The sequence below is a fragment of the Bacillus sp. (in: firmicutes) genome, from assembly GCA_017656295.1.
GTDB lineage: Bacteria > Bacillota > Bacilli > Bacillales > JACDOC01 > JACDOC01.
The window spans coordinates 1-17,846 of sequence record JACDOC010000024.1; the positions used below are offsets into that span (position 1 = coordinate 1).

Genomic DNA, 17,846 nt, shown 5'->3' on the forward strand with positions numbered 1-17,846 from the left:
TTCGCTCGACTTGCATGTATTAGGCACGCCGCCAGCGTTCGTCCTGAGCCAGGATCAAACTCTCCGAAAAAGTTTGAATAAGACTCAAATTCATTGACGTTGACGCTTCGTTTTGTTTAGTTTTCAAGGAACAATCACTTTTTAACAGCGACTTCTTCAATATATCATAACTTGTCGAAAGAAGTCAACTACTTTTTTATTTTTTGTTCCATCGCTTGTCTCTCGCAGCGACGTTTATAAATATAGCACGAGAAAATTATCTTAGCAATACTTTTTTAAAAAAATTTATCAAAAAATTTTTTGATGTGTTTCCCAACGTTCATAAAACCATATTTTCTTTCATACATATCCATTAACTATTCCAATTAAGATGGGAGCGATCGTCGTTTCATGCTAACGTCCCTAGCACTATACCTTTCATTGATGATGGCAATTTATTTATTTTCGTACTCTTTCGTTGAAGGCTTAAAAATAAGCGAGTCAGATGATCACGTATACGGTGGTACATTTATTTTTTCCGTCACCATGGCGTTTGTCTTTTCTGGATTGACTTATGTATTCTTATAAGTAACCGAGCTCATTTTTTTGAATGGAGCTCGGTTTTTCATTAATCATTTATCATTATTTTTCCTTTTGGACGAAGCATCGCTTTACTTTTTCGTTCATCTAATAAGAACAACGATACACCTATGATGACAATTCCTCCACCGATAACTTGGGTAAATAAAATAGGTTCGCCTAATAAAAAATACGCTAAAACAGATGCTCCAATAGGCTCAAATAAAATAGCCATGGAGATCGTAGAAGTACTCAACCATTTTAACGACCAATTGAATAAACTATGACCTAACAAGGTAGGTACTAACGCCAGAAGAACGAAATAAGCCCATTCTGCTACAGGATATGGATAAAGTTGTTCTCCAATGACTAGAACGTATAGGAACAACACGATGGCACTGATTGTATAAACAACGGTCGTATATGTGACGAGAGATAATCTTTTTCTAACATTTTGACCAAACAATAAATAAGCTGTGACTAATGCACAGGCTAATAGAGCTAAGAAATCACCAAATAAAGCCATTCCACTAATTTGAAAGTCGCCCCAACTAATAATGACACTTCCGACAATAGCTGCAATACCACACAAAATAGCTTTTAATGATATTTTTTCTTTAAAAAATAAAAACGTTCCAACAAACGCAAAAAGTGGTTGTAGTGTTACAAGAACCGTTGAGCTTGTAACGGAAGTATAGTGAAGTGATTCAAACCACAAAATAAAGTGGAACGCTAAAAACACTCCAGCAATAATCGAAAACAGCCAATCCTTTTTTGTAATGTTTTTCAACTCATGAACGTACTTCATAAGGAAAATAGGTACCATAAAAAGAACGGCAAAAAATAAACGATAAAACGCAATTACCCCCGAATCCGCCGCTGAGACTTTTACTAAAATGGCGGATGTTGAAACAGATATGACACCAATGGCTAATGCTACATATGGATTTAATTTCGGTCCTCCCATATCCGCTCCCCCTATCCATTTAGAAAAAATATGGTAAAATAGTGAAAATAATCAACAACCATTTTACATCCTTTGAAACAATTAATCTATGTTTTATTATTTCTCACTCTTAAAAAAGGAGGGTATTGTAAATTGGAATTAATTGATATCTCTATCTTGATAAAATTAGGTATTTCTGCTGTTCTTGGACTTATTATTGGTTTGGAACGAGAATTAAAACGAAAACCCGTTGGATTAAAAACAAGTCTTGTCATATCGATTGTCAGTTGTTTATTAACAATTGTGTCCATTGAATCGGCTTACATTTTTCCAAGCGATGAAGATGTCAACATTACGATGGATCCGCTTCGTTTAGCCGCACAAATTATTTCAGGAATCGGTTTTCTTGGAGCTGGGGTGATTTTAAGACGTGGAAATGATAGTATTTCCGGATTAACGACTGCTGCCATGATTTGGGGAGCAGCCGGAATTGGTGTTGCAGTAGGTGCTGGATTTTATATCGAAGCAATGTTCGGCGTTTTTTTATTAATTATTAGTGTAGAGTTCTTACCAGCCCTGTTTACGCTTGTTGGTCCAAAGAGATTACGGGAAAAAGAGCTATTGTTAAAAATTATTGTGACAGAGAAAAAAGATATTGCTCATATTATTAATCAAGTGCAACAACAGGACATGTCAATTCAACACATACATATTAAAGATTTAAAAAACCAAACGCATTTCGCTGAGCTAAATATTGCGGTTGATTACCGCAAAAGAACAACGGATGTATACTACACCATTTCCAATATAAAAGGCGTTGAAAGTGTTGAAGTCGAGAGTTTATAATTTTTCCATTTCTATTTGACATTTTCCTATTTTTAAAATATGATAGTGACAACTTTCTTTTGAGTTTAGATTTAGTAATTGAGTTAGAGTTGAGATGAGTTTAGGGTAGATGAGTAGAGCAGAGCGGAGTTGAGGAATGAATGATGAACGTCTACCCAAAGTGTGTTCACTTTGGGTTTTTTTATTCCACTCATAAATCCTCAAATGATCCTCCGCCATTGTTCTCTCCAACCCGTTTGGAGGAATGAATAATGGAACCATCCTTTACTTCATTTGTTAAAGATGCGCAAAGGTATCGTACAATTCCGATCATTCAAACTTTTTACGCCGATTTGTTTACACCCATTCACATGTTTCGAAAACTGCAACACGATGCAGCTTACATTCTTGAAAGTAAAGACGAATCCTCCCCTTGGTCGCGCTATTCATTTATCGGACTGAATCCGATGATGAAAATAACGGAGAAAGATGGCCATCTCCTCATTGTGGATACGATTATGAAAAATCGATTCAAGGTTTCATCGCTCCAAAAAGCGATTCAACGTGTCAGCGATTGGTTACAGATCAAAATTCCAAAAACAACCTTACCATTCATTGGAGGGGCGGTCGGTTACATCGGATACGATGCGGTTTCCACGTTCGAAAAAATACCGCCACACCCGCAAAATGACCTACACATGCCGATGTATCAATTTGTCTACGCCGAAACCGTCATTGCTTTTTGTCATCAAACAAAAGAATTAACCGTTATTCAATGGGTGCGTTTAAAAGGGGATGAAACCGAGAGAGCGCTAAAAGAAAGATACGACCACGGAATCAACATAATTAATCAGGTCGCCATGCAATTACAGCATCCTTCAACATTCCCTGCATTTCTTCTTCCCCATCAAACTGTAGAAATCGATTGGGGTATCGTTACATCGAATTACAACCAGGACGTATTTTTATCACATGTCAATAAAGTGAAACAGTACATCACTAGCGGAGACATTTTTCAAGGGGTCATCTCGCAACGGTTTGCCGTTCCGGTCAAAACATCGGGATTTGATTTATATCGATATTTGCGCATCATTAATCCTTCACCCTATTTGTTTTACTTACCTTTTGCAGATGTTGAAATAGTCGGAAGCTCACCTGAACGACTCTTATTAGTTGAAGGGCATCACGTCGAAATTCATCCGATTGCCGGAACAAGGCGACGCGGAAAAACGAAATCTGAAGACGAGCGGTTAGCTAACGACTTAACCAATGATGAAAAAGAACAAGCCGAACATTACATGCTCGTTGATTTAGCGCGTAATGACATCGGGCGCATTGCCGAGTACGGTTCGGTCCGCGTACCTATGTTAATGGAATTAAAACGATTTTCGCATGTGATGCATTTAGTCTCTAAAGTGACTGCAACGTTGCGCTCTGATGTACATCCAATAGAAGCACTGTTGGCCTCTTTTCCTGCCGGGACTGTCTCAGGAGCGCCAAAATTTCGCGCAATGGAAATTATTCGAGAACTTGAACCTACCGCTCGGAATTTATACGCCGGGGCCATTGCCTACATCGGGTTTGACGGAAATATCGATTCGTGTATCGCCATTCGGACGATAGTCGTAAAAAATGGCACAGCTTATGTTCAAGCCGGAGCTGGAATTGTCGCCGATTCCAAACCGGAACTTGAATGGAAAGAAACACGAAATAAAGCGAGTGCACTAATTCGCACAATTACGTATGCCAACACCATTTCACTAAAGGAGGAGACCTATCAATGAAAGCTATACTTTCTAGGTGCATTAACGGAGAAACGCTATCCATTCAAGAAGCTGAACATGCGATGGACTTGATGATGACAGGAAAAGCTACCCCAAATCAAATGGCCAGCTTGTTATCCATCCTTCGTTTTCGCGGGGAAACCGTTGACGAATTAACTGGATTTTTACGTTCTATACGTCACCATATGCAAACAATCGATTGGGACGAACCTGTCATCGACGTATGTGGAACGGGTGGAGACGGGACGTCCACGTTTAACATTTCTACCGCTGCCATGCTCGTCGTCTCTTCACTTGGTATTCCAGTGGCGAAGCATGGGAATCGAGCCATTTCTTCAAAAAGCGGGAGCGCCGATGTACTTGAAAAATTGCAACTCCCTATCCAATCTACTCCAGAAGAGGCAAAACAAGCGTTAAAAAACCATCGCATGTGTTTTTTATTTGCTCCCCTTTACCATCAAGCGATGAAGCATGTCGTCAAGCCCAGAAAAGAAATCGGTTTTCGTACCGTTTTTAATATGCTTGGGCCACTTGCGAACCCTGCTCGTAGCACGCGTCAAGTCATTGGCGTGTTTTCTAACGAGGCGGCATACAAAATGGCGAAAACCTTGCAACAAACCGATGCAGAACATGTTCTTTTCGTGACCGGTCAAGATGGATTAGATGAACTAACGGTTACAACGGCTACGAACATCATTGAACTAAAAGACGGCCACCTAGCATCGTACTCGATAACACCTGAGGAAATTGGCATCCCTCGAGGAGCTTTAACCGACCTCCAAGTACAGTCGGTGGAAGAAAGCGCCGCCCTTATTGAACGCGTGTTACAAAACGAAGCAAACGAAAGTGCTATGAACATCGTGTTAGTCAATGCCGGTGCCGCTATTTATGTAAGTGGGGCTGTTTCCACTATTCAAGAAGGCGTCCATGAAGCCCGTAAAGCCATCATCACCGGACGTGCATACCAACATTTTAAACAAATGCAACGAAAGGAAGAACGTTATGCTGCAACAAATTATTGAAACGAAAAAAGAAGAAGTCTCCCAACTGACTCTTCCAGAAAAAACGAATTTACCGCACCGATCATTATACAAAGCGTTTATCCGCCGGAAACGTCCTGTCGGTTTGTTAGCCGAAGTTAAACAGGCCTCTCCTTCAAAAGGAAAATTAACCTCTTCGTTTAAACCGTTATTAATTGCTCATGCCTATGAACAAGGCGGGGCGGATGCGATTTCGGTGTTAACGGATCGAACCTTTTTTCAAGGAGCACCAGAACTCGTGACGACGATTAAACAAAAAGTGAATCTTCCAGTCTTACGAAAAGACTTTATTATTCATCCGAAGCAAATTGAAGAAAGTGTGCGTATTGGGGCAGATGCGATTTTACTCATTGCGGAAGTATTGCCCCCAAAACAGCTGCAAGAGTTATACGTACAAGCACACGAACAAGGGCTCGAATGTTTAGTAGAAGTCCATTCCGTCTCTTCCCTTGTGCAACTCCTCGATGTGTTTACGCCAAAAATGATCGGAGTGAACAATCGTAACTTGCATACGTTTGAAACATCAATTGACCAAACGATGCAAGTAGCTCCTTATCTTCCGAAAGATACGTTGTTTATCAGTGAAAGTGGGATTCAATCCTACATAGACATTCAGCTATTACAACAAGCGGGAGCTGATGGAGTCTTAGTTGGAGAAGCGTTAATGAGAGAGGAAGACAAAGTGGCTGCCATCCAACGGTTAATGGGGGATGCCGATGCTTCTTAAATTTTGCGGTGTTCAAACGATGACGGATTATGGTTTAGTAGTACAAAGTCAAGCAGATTATATCGGTTTTATTTTTGCTCCTAGTAAACGGAAAGTAAATCCTGAAGAAGTAGGAGATTGGGTCAGACGAATCGGTACCAATCAGAAAAAATTAGTCGGGGTATTTGTTAATGCAGAGGAAACCGAGATTGCCCAAGTCCTACACTCGGTTCCGTTGGATGTATTGCAGCTGCACGGCAATGAGATTCCTACTGTTGTTCAGAAGGTAAAAAAACGATTCAATCTTTCGATTTGGAAGGCACTTCCCCATGGACCGAATACGATGCCTTTGATGAAAAAATATCACGGATTCGTTGACGGATTTTTAATTGATACAAAGGTAAAAGGGGCATTTGGCGGTACTGGTCAATCGTTCGACTGGACGCATGTTCCCGTATATATTAAGGAATCTCACCATCTGGAAGTACCTTGTTTCATTGCCGGTGGGATTCATGCTATGAATGTGGAAGGTTTACTTACGTACGCCCCAGATGGCATTGATGTCTCAAGTGGGATTGAAAAAAATGGACAAAAAGATCGAATGAAAATTCAAGTAATCGAACGGAAGGTGAAACGAAATGACGTATACACTCCCTGACAAACGAGGAAGATTCGGAACGTTCGGAGGGCAATATGTTCCAGAAACGTTAATGGTCTCGCTAAAAGAAATTGAACAAGCGTTAGAAGAAGCAATGCAAGACGAACAATTTATTCATACGTATAGGGCAACCCTTCAAGAGTACAGCGGGCGCCCAACAGCGTTAACTTTTGCTAAAAACGTGACGAAAGAACTGGGCGGTGCCAAAATTTATTTAAAACGCGAAGATTTAAATCATACTGGAGCCCATAAATTAAACAACGCCATCGGCCAAGCGCTACTAGCTCAGCGGATGGGAAAGAAATGCTTAATTGCAGAAACCGGCGCTGGTCAGCATGGGATTGCCGCCGCTACCGTTGCGGCTCGCTTTGGAATGACGTGTAAAGTGTTCATGGGAGAAGAAGATACGAAGCGACAAGCGTTAAACGTGTTTCGGATGCAGCTTCTTGGAGCGGAAGTCATTCCTGTCACAAGCGGAACTCGAACGTTAAAAGACGCCACGAATGAAGCGATTCGCTATTGGGTACAGCACTGTGAGGATCATTACTATATGATTGGTTCCGTTGTGGGGCCTCATCCATATCCGAAAATGGTTCGTGATTTTCAACGTATCATTGGCGACGAAGCAAAAGCCCAATTTTTAGCCTACGAAGGGAAGTTACCACACACCGTTGTGGCCTGTGTGGGCGGCGGCAGTAACGCGATTGGTATTTTCACCCCTTTCATTGAAGATGACGTACAGCTCGTTGGTGTAGAAGCAGGAGGAAAAGGAATCGAGACGCCGCTTCATGCCGCGACAATGACGAAAGGTTCAAATGGAGTGATTCACGGTTCGATGACGATGTTACTCCAAGATGAACACGGCCAAATCCAAGAGCCGTATTCTATCTCGGCTGGACTCGACTATCCGGGGGTCGGCCCGGAACACGCCTATCTAGCCGAAAGGGGCCGCGTGTCGTATGAAACCGTGACCGATACAGAAGCGTTAGAAGCGTTACTGATGCTGACAAAATTTGAAGGAATTTTACCAGCAATTGAATCGGCCCACGCCCTCGCAAAAGCTTTTGCGTTAGCGAAAAAACTCCCTCCAGGGGATACGATTCTTGTTTGCTTATCGGGTCGTGGAGACAAAGACGTTTATACGTTAATGAAGGAATTGAATGGAGGGGAAAACGATGCACATACCCGTATCTAAACCGTACTTTATCCCGTTTATTACAGCAGGCGACCCTCATCCAGAGGCGACCATTGAATTAGCACTTGCCTTGCAAGCAGAAGGTGCCGCTGTGTTAGAGCTTGGGGTCCCCTACACCGACCCGCTTGCTGATGGACCTGTCATCCAACGGGCTTCCAGTCGTGCCTTAAAACAAGGAATGACACTCTCCCGAACGCTCGAACTGGTTGGCACGATGCGTAAACGTGGGGTACACCTCCCTATTGTTCTATTCACTTATTACAACCCAATTCTCGCCTTTGGAGAAGAACGGTTTGCCAATGTCGCCAAACAAGTAGGTGCAAACGGTGTTCTCGTTCCAGACCTCCCTTATGAAGAGGGGGCTGCTTTTCGAAATATTTGTCGGAACCATGGGCTTGCGTACATTTCATTAGTCGCCCCAACCTCACAATCACGTATTGAAAAAATCGCTAACGAAGCCGAAGGATTTTTATATTGTATTTCCTCTCTCGGAGTAACCGGTACCCGTAACACATTTTCGAAGGAACTAAAATCTTTTGTCGATACAGCTAAAAAATACAGCCCTGTTCCCGTCGTCGTCGGCTTCGGCGTGTCTAAACAAGAGCAAATCGCCCATCTTTTGACGTTTAGTGACGGCATCGTCATCGGTAGTGCGCTCATTCGTCGTATTGAAGAATTACACGACTTGTTATATGAACCGGCCACGCGACCTGAAGCGGTTCATCAATTCCGGCAGTTTGTTCGTGAGTTAATTGCTCCGATTCTGGCGATGGATACGTTTAATAGATAAAGTAGTATGCTTGAGGTGTGAATCCCTCAAGCTTTTTTTGTATTAAAAAGGAAATTAATGCGTTTTTGTAGAATAATTTTATTAAAAAGTAAAGATAGATAGAGGGTGATTTTTATGCATATGGGGGATGTTATATTTCAACTATACATTTTTCTTATGCTTATTTTAATTTTTGTTTCCTTTGCCTTTTTTATTTCATCATTATTAAAAAACCAACGACAAAAAGTTCAATCAAGTAAACATCTAGAGCAAAAGCTCGACCGAATCATTGAGCTGTTGGAAAAGAAAAATGAGGAATAGTCAAAAACGTACAGCTATCCAACTAACGACTTGTTTCTATTGCTGGAAATAAAGGCGTTTATTTTTTACAAAGCGGTGCACAGGACAGGTAACCAAACAATATATATGATGATAGCATTAAAGAGAAAGGATGTTTGCCTGTGCCCGAAATTTATTGGGGTGTTGATTCAGCGGAAGTGGTCACAAAGAATTTATACAACTGTGTGTTGAATAATTTTGGCAAACCTTTGTTTTGGGGACGATATTTATCCACGGTTACTGGGGCATCAGAAGGACTTACCCAAGAAGAAATCGACCTTCTCCATAACAGCGGGACCAAAATTCTACCCATTTATAATAATTTCACGTCTTCGATCGGCTACCAAACCGGGCGCATTACAGCCCAAAACGCGATTTTTCACGCGCGCCGGTTAAATGTTCCAAAAGGGACGCCTCTTATTGCCAATGTCGAACGCTTTTTTGATGTGAACAGTTCATGGATACTCGGGTGGTTCGACCGATTGATCCTAAGTCCCTACCTACCTGGTTATTACCTCGACCCGACGGAAGGGAATTTTAGTGACGCCTTTTGTTCAGCTGCCACTGAAAATCCACAATTACTGACCCATTCGATTTTATGGAGTGCTGAACCCGAACCAGGCGTTACGAAGGCAAGAGAAGCTCCTACATTCAATCCAAAGAAACCACCATGTAATGGTAACGTCTGGGCTTGGCAATACGGGAGGGACGCCAAAACATGCCCTATTGACACGAATTTAGCGACAAAAGAATTGTACGAAAAATTGTGGTAAAGTCCCCAACCGAATTCATTCGTGGATTCGGTTGAGGTTTTTTCACACGTTTTGTTTCAACAATTGAATCGCCTTTTGTATATCCACATCTTCTACAAGATGCGCCGGTGTCCACGGGATATAAATATCAGGTAGAATACCGACATTGGTCATTCCTTCCCCTTTATCAATCCTTGTTAGCCTTGATGTTGGGTACCATAATTCGAACGTGTCTTTCCATTTCATTCCTACAAGATTGGAGTAGTCGTTGAGTCCAGCAGTAGGCCGGCCTATGACTGTGACTTTGGCGGATGTTTTACAAAGCTCGACAAATGAATCCCCCGCACTGCCACAAGTCACATCTGTTAAAACGACCACTTGTTTTGGTGATGCTTTTCCCTTAAAAATGACCTGCTCCGCTACTTCAGAAAAATCAAAGGGCACAAACCCTTTCCCACGATGCTTTTCCCATTCGTTTCGGAACACACGCAATACCTTTTGCATATTTGGATCTTTTACCGATTTCAAAATATCATCCAACTCTTTGACAGCTAGCTGATAATTTCGCTCCGTACAATTGAAGAGCATCCTTGATTCGCTTTTATCACTTAAATTAACGAATCGCTCCTCAAAAAGATAAGGTAATAAAGAAAAATACGCGGAATCACTACCACCACGATTCACCCTGACATCGATAATTAACTGTTGACTTTGGTCGAGTTCTTCTACATGATCTTTTATTAACTGGTTAATCGCATCTGGATTTGTAAAGTCGGTGAGGGTCATGAGCAACAAGTCGTCTTGTAACTTCTCCAATGTGTACTTTTGCACATACGGTTCTATTTCGTATCGTTTCAGCTTTAAAGTACGATGATTCCCATTTCGATCCTCCACTTCACACGTGTGAAATTGAGGTAGGATCTTGCTCCACTTTTCACGTTCGGGGTGATGTTCAAAGAGGGCTCTTTGATGTAATTGGGCCAGTTCGGGAATCGACTTGTCGTCCAGTGAAATAATCCGTTCTCCTACTTTTACCCGTTTTTCTTTCCCTACATGGGTAATAAATAAATGGTCGCCATACCTTCTAACTTGAAAACCACAATCATACCGTTTCTGCTTATGGCTGTTTACTAATTGAAAGTACATATGCGGATCTTTAAAATCGAGCAAATAATCTTGAACGATCTCGACAAATTGTTCTGGTGTAAGTGAATCATTTTCTTCTAACCTCTTAATTTTTTCAGCATATTTATTCGGATCATCCCACCCTTTCTTGTCTAAGCAACCAGCATAATCGTTATGCATAATCGAGACGATTTCTTCAAAAATGGCTGAGTACATCTTCCCTTCCCCTTTTCCTGAATATCAATATATATTTTATAAAATTTGGTAATCAAGACACCGAAAAATTGAAAAGATGAAACCGCCTTTAAAGTCGCCTAGAGCAATGTAAACCAGAAACACAAAAAGAATGATAAGGGGGATAGAGTGGGGGGAAGCTGTTTAAGTCTTCCTTTTTTATACGATTGTGGTCCCCAATACATAATACTTATTAAAAATCTCCTCTAAGTTTACATCGGTGGAGTAAACGTTGTCCCCTACGATATTTGTAGTCATGGTAAAACGGGGTCACTTTGGTCCGTTTCGTAAAATGCTACTCCAAATTTTTGTTAGCTTAGAAACACTTGTGTTCGTTATTATCGAAAGTTTTATACTATTTTTTATTGGAGGATTAGGAACATTTTTGCGGAAAATATATTAATAACAACTTTTATGAAATTTTTTAGGGTGTCCCATAAGTAAAGGGCTCCCTTATTTGATACCATTTATACGAACATAACATTGATAACACGTCTAAATATTTTATCCTGTTTGAATGAGAACAACCTTTTGAGCCAGCCCTCTTATTATGGAGCATATCGTGCTCGAACTGGTGACCTCTACGTGCAATTGTTTATATATATTTTTTTAATATAAGGGACCATTTCTCCATCACATTGGTTGAAACCTCATCCAAGAAAAATAGCCCCATAAATCAACGCACTACTTATAACATAAACAGGGTGAATCTTCCATTTTTCTAAGAGGAAGAAACTTACGACTCCAATGATGACGGTTTGCCAAAGTCCAATTCCATTGTAAGCCGTACTAAAAAAACTAATAGTCATGATCCCTAGTAGTACGGCAATTGCTGGGCGCACGAGATTCGTCAACTTCTTCACTTTTGGAGAATCTTTATACTTCATTAAGAGACTAAGCAACAGAAGCATCATTATTAATGAAGGGGCGACCGTTGCAAAAACTCCGACAGCAGCTCCTAGAATCCCTGCTTGATGGTACCCAATATATCCAGCCATCTTGGTGGCAATTGGACCAGGTAACGCGTTCGCCAGAGCCAAAACCTCACTAAATTCATTTACCGTTAGCCATCCATACCGGTCAACCACTTCATTTTCAACAAGTGGAATAGATGCTGGACCTCCACCGTACCCTAGTATCCCTGGAATAAAAAAGGCTAAAAAAATTTGAACATAAATCATGAAGCTTTCACCTGCTTTTCTTCTCTTGATGTTCGCGAGAGAAGAGCGAATAATAGTAAAGCCAAAATCACAATTGCAGGGTGTATGCCTAAGACGGACAGTAACAATACACATCCTACTAATAAAGTAATTGTTCGTTTCCAACCAAGGCTCTTTTGTGATTTCTTCACAAAATCCCAGGTAAGAACGCCGAGCATGACACCTACGACAGGAACGACTGCTTGAGACATCCCTTGTACCCACGGTTTGTCTTTATATGAATTTAATACAGAAAGGAAAAACACCATGAGAATTATGGTTGGTAGGATACTAGCTAATACCGCGTTGATCATTCCGAACGCACCGCCAACTCTCCAGCCAATATAACCGGCCATCTTAGTGGCAATTGGACCAGGCAATGCATTTCCAAGCGCTAGAACATCTGAGAAGTCATCATCATTCATCCATTTATATTTTTCAACTACTTCTTTATAAACTAGCGGAATGGAGGAAGGTCCTCCTCCATACCCTAATATACCAACGCGAAAAAAAGCTATAAAAATATGCCATTGTGTCAACGTTGTCACCCTTTTTTATACTTAATAAATAAATTTTTTACCAGGCGGCAATTGCTCCATCTGTACGCGATTCTGTTCCACCCATTAGTACTCCCGTTTGCCAGTCTCTCCAAATAATCTGGCCACGTCCAAATGCGCCATGGTCGGTGGCTACTTGAATATCATGTCCTTTTCTCGCAAGAGCTTGCGCAATATGATTTGGGAAATGAGGTTCAACTAATACTTTCCTCTCTTTCATCCACTGCCATCTTGGAGCATCTAATGCCGCTTGGGGGTTAAAATGAAAATCAATCGTATTCATAATCACTTGGAAATGACCTTGAGGTTGCATGTAGCCCCCCATGACACCAAACGGTCCGATAGCTTCGTCCCCTTTTGTTAAAAATCCAGGAATAATGGTGTGATACGTTTTCTTGCCTGGCTTCAGTGCATTCGGATGTTCCGGATTGAGCGAGAAATCATGCCCCCGGTTCTGTAGGGCAATTCCTGTTCCTGGGATGACAATACCTGAACCGAATCCCATATAATTGCTCTGTATATAAGAAATCATATTTCCTTCTTCATCTGCTGCAGCTAAATACACAGTTCCCCCTTTAGGAGGTTCATAAGCTTGTGGTAAAAGAGCCTCTTCTCCGATAAGATCTCTTCTTTTTTTTGCGTATTTTTCAGACAATAATTCTTCTACGGATAGTGGCATATCTTTTTCTTCTGTAATAAACGCTTTTCCATCTGTAAATGCAAGTTTCATCGATTCAATTTGCTTGTGATATGTATCCACGGCGTCCTTCTCATAAAAATCGAAGCCTTTTACAATATTAAGTGCCATTAAAGCCACAAGTCCTTGACCATTTGGTGGGATTTCCCATACATCGTATCCTCTATAATTCGTTGAAATTGGCTTTACCCATTCTGCCTTGTATTCAGCTAAGTCATCTTCGGACAAAAATCCACCATATTTTTTAATATAGGAAGAAATTTTTTCAGCTAGCTCTCCTCTGTAAAAACTTTCTCCTTCCGTTTCTGCAATCGATGTTAATGTCGATGCATGACCAGCAGAAGACCACATTTCCCCAATAAAAGGGGCTCTGTTCTTTGGAGCAAATGTGTCAAACCAAGGTTGAAATTCTTTTCCTTTCAACAACGCTTTAAATTTTTTATAGGATAGTCCCCAATACTTTCCTAGGGTCGGGCTAATGGGATATCCTTCTTCAGCATAACGAATGGATGGAGCTAACACTTCTTTCAAAGGGAGTTTTCCAAATTTTTTCGAAAGCTCTACCCATGCTGCTGGGGCACCAGGAACCGTAATAGGGATCACTCCATGGACCGGCATGGACTCATTGCCTAGTTCTTTTACCGCTTCAATGGAAATGGATTTTGGAGAAGGTCCACTGGCGTTAAGTCCATGTAATTTCTTTTTTACCCAAACGAGTGCAAACGCATCGCCTCCAATTCCATTCGAGGTAGGTTCGACAACTGTTAAGGCAGCCGCTGTTGCGATCGCTGCATCAATCGCATTCCCACCTTTTTGCAAAATCTCTAACCCCGCCTGAGCGGCTAATGGCTGAGACGTCGCTACCATACCTTTTTTAGCAAACACCGTATTCCGAATGGACGGATAAGGCTGAAATAAATAATCCATTTTCATGAAAGTTCACTTCCTTTTTCTACATGATGGCATGCGACAAAATGATTATTCCCCTTATTTCTCCATTCCGGTTTTACTTGTTTACATACCTCTGTCGCTAATGGACAGCGTGTATGAAAAGCACACCCAGATGGTGGATTGGCTGGATTGGGAATTTCACCTAGCAAATGAATTCTCTGATGATTTCTTCCTACTTTCGGACGAGGAATAGAGGATAATAATGCTCTAGTATAAGGATGTAAAGGGTTTTCATAAAGTTGTTTTGTCGGCGCTAGCTCAGCTGTATTTCCTAAATACATCACCAACACACGATCGCAAAAATAACGGACAACTCCGAGATCATGGGAGATAAATAAATATGTCAAACCATATTTTGTCTGTAATTTTTTTAAGAGTTTTAAAACCTGAGCCTGCACCGATACATCTAGTGCAGAAACTGCTTCATCGCAGATGATAATGGACGGATTGAGGGCAATCGCACGAGCAATACCAATTCGTTGTCGTTGTCCACCACTAAACTCATGTGGGTATCGGTTGTAATGCTCTTCCTTCAAACCTACTTCTTTTAGAAGTTCTACTACTTTTTCTCTTCTTTCTTTACTCGATAGCTTAGTATGAATAACGAACACTTCTTCAAGGGCATCACCAATCCGTTGACGTGGATTAAGGGAGGCGTAAGGGTCTTGGAAAATCATTTGTATTTCTTTTTTAAAAGGCAAACGCTGTCGATCGGAAAGATGCTGAATTTCTTTATTTCGGAAAATAACCTTTCCTTTGGTTACATCTTCCAAACCAATAATCGTCCTACCTAAAGTTGATTTTCCGCAACCTGATTCTCCAACAATTCCTAAACTTTCTCCTTCAAAAACCTCTAAACTAACATTTTCAACGGCTTTTACATGTCCTTGAATACGTTTAAGGATTCCACCTTTAATTGGATAGTATTTTTTTACCCCTTCTAATCTAAGAATGGACGACGTTTTGATGGCTGTCTGCATCTTTATCCACCTCCTGAAGCCAACACTTCACTTTATGACCTTCGTCAACATCAAACTCTTTAGGTACTTTATTTATGCACTTCTTCATCACATAAGGACAACGAGGGTGAAAGCGACATCCACTAATTTCTTCATTCAAACTTGGTAAAGAACCAGGGATGGCTTCAAGCTCAAAGTCGGGCTCATCAATATTTGGCACAGAAGCTAAAAGTCCTTTTGTATAAGGATGCTGAGGATTTTCAAAAATTTGCTCAACCGTACCTTCTTCTACTTTTTCACCGGCATACATCACCATCACTCGATCCGCTACCTCAGCTACAACTCCCATATCGTGAGTAATCATTATAACTCCCATTCCAAGCTTTTCTTTCAATTCTTGAATTAGATCAAGAATTTGAGCTTGAATAGTGACATCTAATGCTGTCGTCGGTTCATCTGCAATTAACAAACGAGGATGACATGCAAGAGCAATAGCAATCATCACACGTTGTCTCATCCCACCACTTAATTCATGGGGATATTGTTTCATTCTTTTTTCAGGATAAGGGATCCCTACCTGCTGTAATAATTCTATTCCCTTTTTATGGGCTTCAGATTTACTGAGGCGATGATGGAGCATTAACGGTTCTCTTAGCTGATAGCCTATTGTAAGAACTGGATTAAGTGCTGTCATTGGCTCTTGGAAAATCATCGAAATATCTTTACCACGGATTTTTCTCATTCTTTCAGGAGATAATTTTGTTAAATCCTGATTATCAAAATAAATACTTCCTTCCTTTATATACCCATTACTAGGTAATAATCCCATGATGGAAAGAGACGTGATACTTTTTCCGCATCCAGATTCTCCAACAATACATAGCGTTTCACCTTGGCTTATGGAAAAGGATATGCCCCGGACGGCAGACAATTCCCCGTCTGACGTCCGAAAGGCAGTAACTAAATTTTTTACAGATAATAGATTTCTTGTCATTAATACACCTACTCTCTGTAAACGTTATAAAGTGACCATTGACCTGTTGGATCTAATTGCAAACCTTTGACAGATTGATCAAAAGCGGCTGTTACAACACCATGGTTCATCACTATAATCGGCGCATCTTTGACCAACAATTGATTTGCTTCATTTAGCTTTTGTTTACGAACGTCTTGATCGATATTCATTCTTGATTCTTCTACTAATTGATCAAATTCAGGATTGTTGTAACGGACTCGATTGGAAGCACCGATATTATCAGAATGGAAGTTAGGATAAAGTAACTCACTGCCGTCCGCTGTTACATTGGACCAACCAAGGAACGTAATGTCGTAATTACCTTCACGAGCTGTGTCGAGAAACGTTCCCCATTCCATTGTTTCAATTGACACTTTAAGTCCTGCTTCTGTTAATTGAGATTGTGCAATTTCCGCCATAAGCATATAGCTATCACGGTTCGCTACTAAAATGGTTAATTCTTTGTCTCCAAAGTTATTTTTCTTTACGAGTTTCTTTGCTTTTTCAAGGTTATACTCATAACCGGCTTTATCTGCTAATTCATCAAATCCAAATACTTTCGGTCCAATGACACTGTTTCCTTTTACACCTAGTCCGTTTAGTTTGTTTACATATGCCTCTCGATCAAGAGCATAAGCTACTGCCTGACGAAATTCCGGATTATTCATTGGTTCTTTTTCCATATTGAAGCCCATGTAGTAAACAGGAGTTCCTTCTTTCTTAATCACTTCAACATTTTTAAGAGATTCGACACGCTTCAATTGCTCCGTTGGAATGGCATCAATGAAGTGTACTTTCCCTGTTTGAAGCATGGAAATGGCAGTTGTTACTTCTGGCACAACTTTAAACACTACTTTGTCCAGCTTAGGAGCACCTTGCCAGTATTCTTCATTCTTTTCAAGCACCACTTGATCACCAGGTGTCCAACTGACGAATTTGAATGGTCCAGTTCCAACTGGTTCTTTCATAAGGTCTTGTGATTGATCCGCTTTTGGACTCACAATTGAAGCGTTTGTATGTGATAATGCTGCTAATAGCGGACCGTATGGATATTTTGTTTTAATTTCTACAGTATAATCATCTATTACTGTAACGGATTCAACTGGTTCTAAAAGAGAAGCTCTTGGTGCAGCCGTTTTTGGATCCCTAAATTTATCGAACGTATATTTTACCGCTTCAGCATTAAAATCAGTCCCATCATGGAACTTAATCCCCTCTTTTAATTTGATAATCCATGTAGTGTCGTCAGGTGTTTCATAGGATTCTGCTAATAATGGTTCAATTTCCATTGTTTCTGGATTTCTTGTGAAAAGAGTTTCATAGACTTGATTAATGACATTCGAGGAAACGGAATCATTGGTTAAAATAGGAGAAAGTCCCACGACATCTGAAGTTGTTGCGTATGTAATTTCTTGTGGTACGTTTCCACCAGTTTTACTTTCATTACCACTTGAACTACTTGAACAACCTGTTGATATCAAAACTAATAAAGCTACTATTGCTACCAACCATTTCTTCACTTTATTATCCTCCTTTA

18 protein-coding genes and 1 rRNA gene are annotated in these 17,846 nt (G+C 40.6%); 10 read left to right on the forward strand and 9 right to left on the reverse strand.

Annotated elements, in window-relative coordinates:
* Positions 1–72: ribosomal RNA gene (locus H0Z31_14110) — 16S ribosomal RNA — on the reverse strand; the annotation flags it as partial.
* A 318-nt stretch (positions 73–390) separates the two neighbouring features.
* On the opposite strand from H0Z31_14110, the gene H0Z31_14115 reads away from it, so the two are divergent.
* Positions 391–567 (forward strand): hypothetical protein, encoded by a 177-nt coding sequence (locus H0Z31_14115; GenBank protein ID MBO8178565.1) that lies wholly within the window; start codon positions 391–393, stop codon positions 565–567.
* Positions 568–607: 40 nt separating this feature from the next.
* Here H0Z31_14115 and H0Z31_14120 read toward each other — a convergent pair whose 3' ends face one another.
* Positions 608–1,525 carry a DMT family transporter gene (locus H0Z31_14120; GenBank protein MBO8178566.1) on the reverse strand — a complete coding sequence of 306 codons (918 nt, stop codon included), beginning with the start codon at positions 1,523–1,525 and terminating at the stop codon, positions 608–610.
* A gap of 141 nt (positions 1,526–1,666) precedes the next feature.
* Here H0Z31_14120 and H0Z31_14125 point away from each other — a divergent pair, with 141 nt between their 5' ends.
* The 9 genes from H0Z31_14125 to H0Z31_14165 all read left to right on the forward strand — a co-directional run bounded on the left by H0Z31_14125 (position 1,667) and on the right by H0Z31_14165 (position 9,593).
* On the forward strand, positions 1,667–2,350 hold the full coding sequence (locus H0Z31_14125) for an MgtC/SapB family protein (protein ID MBO8178567.1): 684 nt from the start codon (positions 1,667–1,669) through the stop codon (positions 2,348–2,350).
* Positions 2,351–2,601: 251 nt separating this feature from the next.
* On the forward strand, positions 2,602–4,113 hold the full coding sequence (locus H0Z31_14130; protein MBO8178568.1) for an anthranilate synthase component I: 1,512 nt from the start codon (positions 2,602–2,604) through the stop codon (positions 4,111–4,113).
* The gene (gene trpD, locus H0Z31_14135; protein ID MBO8178569.1) at positions 4,110–5,135 is read left to right on the forward strand and encodes an anthranilate phosphoribosyltransferase; all 1,026 of its coding nucleotides are present in this window, start codon (positions 4,110–4,112) and stop codon (positions 5,133–5,135) included. Before H0Z31_14130 ends, trpD begins: the two co-directional genes overlap by 4 nt.
* Positions 5,116–5,880 carry an indole-3-glycerol phosphate synthase TrpC gene (gene trpC / locus H0Z31_14140; protein MBO8178570.1) on the forward strand — a complete coding sequence of 255 codons (765 nt, stop codon included), beginning with the start codon at positions 5,116–5,118 and terminating at the stop codon, positions 5,878–5,880. The genes trpD and trpC overlap by 20 nt, the downstream gene beginning before the upstream one ends.
* Entirely contained in the window at positions 5,864–6,517 is a 654-nt protein-coding gene (locus tag H0Z31_14145; protein ID MBO8178571.1) for a phosphoribosylanthranilate isomerase, read from the forward strand. Before trpC ends, H0Z31_14145 begins: the two co-directional genes overlap by 17 nt.
* Positions 6,498–7,712, forward strand: coding sequence for a tryptophan synthase subunit beta (gene trpB, locus H0Z31_14150; protein MBO8178572.1), 1,215 nt, complete (start codon positions 6,498–6,500; stop codon positions 7,710–7,712). The genes H0Z31_14145 and trpB overlap by 20 nt, the downstream gene beginning before the upstream one ends.
* Positions 7,693–8,502 (forward strand): tryptophan synthase subunit alpha, encoded by an 810-nt coding sequence (locus H0Z31_14155; GenBank protein ID MBO8178573.1) that lies wholly within the window; start codon positions 7,693–7,695, stop codon positions 8,500–8,502. Before trpB ends, H0Z31_14155 begins: the two co-directional genes overlap by 20 nt.
* A 114-nt stretch (positions 8,503–8,616) precedes the next feature.
* Positions 8,617–8,802 carry a DUF4083 domain-containing protein gene (locus H0Z31_14160; protein ID MBO8178574.1) on the forward strand — a complete coding sequence of 62 codons (186 nt, stop codon included), beginning with the start codon at positions 8,617–8,619 and terminating at the stop codon, positions 8,800–8,802.
* A gap of 140 nt (positions 8,803–8,942) precedes the next feature.
* On the forward strand, positions 8,943–9,593 hold the full coding sequence (locus H0Z31_14165; GenBank protein MBO8178575.1) for a DUF1906 domain-containing protein: 651 nt from the start codon (positions 8,943–8,945) through the stop codon (positions 9,591–9,593).
* A gap of 42 nt (positions 9,594–9,635) precedes the next feature.
* Here H0Z31_14165 and H0Z31_14170 read toward each other — a convergent pair whose 3' ends face one another.
* The 7 genes from H0Z31_14170 to H0Z31_14200 all read right to left on the reverse strand — a co-directional run bounded on the left by H0Z31_14170 (position 9,636) and on the right by H0Z31_14200 (position 17,829).
* Positions 9,636–10,913: a peptidase gene (locus H0Z31_14170; protein ID MBO8178576.1), complete on the reverse strand. Its 1,278-nt coding sequence runs from the start codon at positions 10,911–10,913 to the stop codon at positions 9,636–9,638.
* 668 nt (positions 10,914–11,581) lie between these two features.
* Positions 11,582–12,112 (reverse strand): chromate transporter, encoded by a 531-nt coding sequence (locus H0Z31_14175; GenBank protein ID MBO8178577.1) that lies wholly within the window; start codon positions 12,110–12,112, stop codon positions 11,582–11,584.
* The gene (locus H0Z31_14180) at positions 12,109–12,669 is read right to left on the reverse strand and encodes a chromate transporter (GenBank protein MBO8178578.1); all 561 of its coding nucleotides are present in this window, start codon (positions 12,667–12,669) and stop codon (positions 12,109–12,111) included. Before H0Z31_14180 ends, H0Z31_14175 begins: the two co-directional genes overlap by 4 nt.
* Before the next feature lie 37 nt (positions 12,670–12,706).
* The gene (locus H0Z31_14185) at positions 12,707–14,317 is read right to left on the reverse strand and encodes a gamma-glutamyltransferase family protein (protein ID MBO8178579.1); all 1,611 of its coding nucleotides are present in this window, start codon (positions 14,315–14,317) and stop codon (positions 12,707–12,709) included.
* Positions 14,314–15,315 carry a dipeptide ABC transporter ATP-binding protein gene (locus H0Z31_14190; GenBank protein MBO8178580.1) on the reverse strand — a complete coding sequence of 334 codons (1,002 nt, stop codon included), beginning with the start codon at positions 15,313–15,315 and terminating at the stop codon, positions 14,314–14,316. Before H0Z31_14190 ends, H0Z31_14185 begins: the two co-directional genes overlap by 4 nt.
* The gene (locus tag H0Z31_14195) at positions 15,281–16,288 is read right to left on the reverse strand and encodes an ABC transporter ATP-binding protein (GenBank protein ID MBO8178581.1); all 1,008 of its coding nucleotides are present in this window, start codon (positions 16,286–16,288) and stop codon (positions 15,281–15,283) included. The genes H0Z31_14190 and H0Z31_14195 overlap by 35 nt, the downstream gene beginning before the upstream one ends.
* An 8-nt stretch (positions 16,289–16,296) precedes the next feature.
* Positions 16,297–17,829 (reverse strand): glutathione ABC transporter substrate-binding protein, encoded by a 1,533-nt coding sequence (locus tag H0Z31_14200; protein MBO8178582.1) that lies wholly within the window; start codon positions 17,827–17,829, stop codon positions 16,297–16,299.
* Positions 17,830–17,846 lie beyond the last annotated feature (17 nt).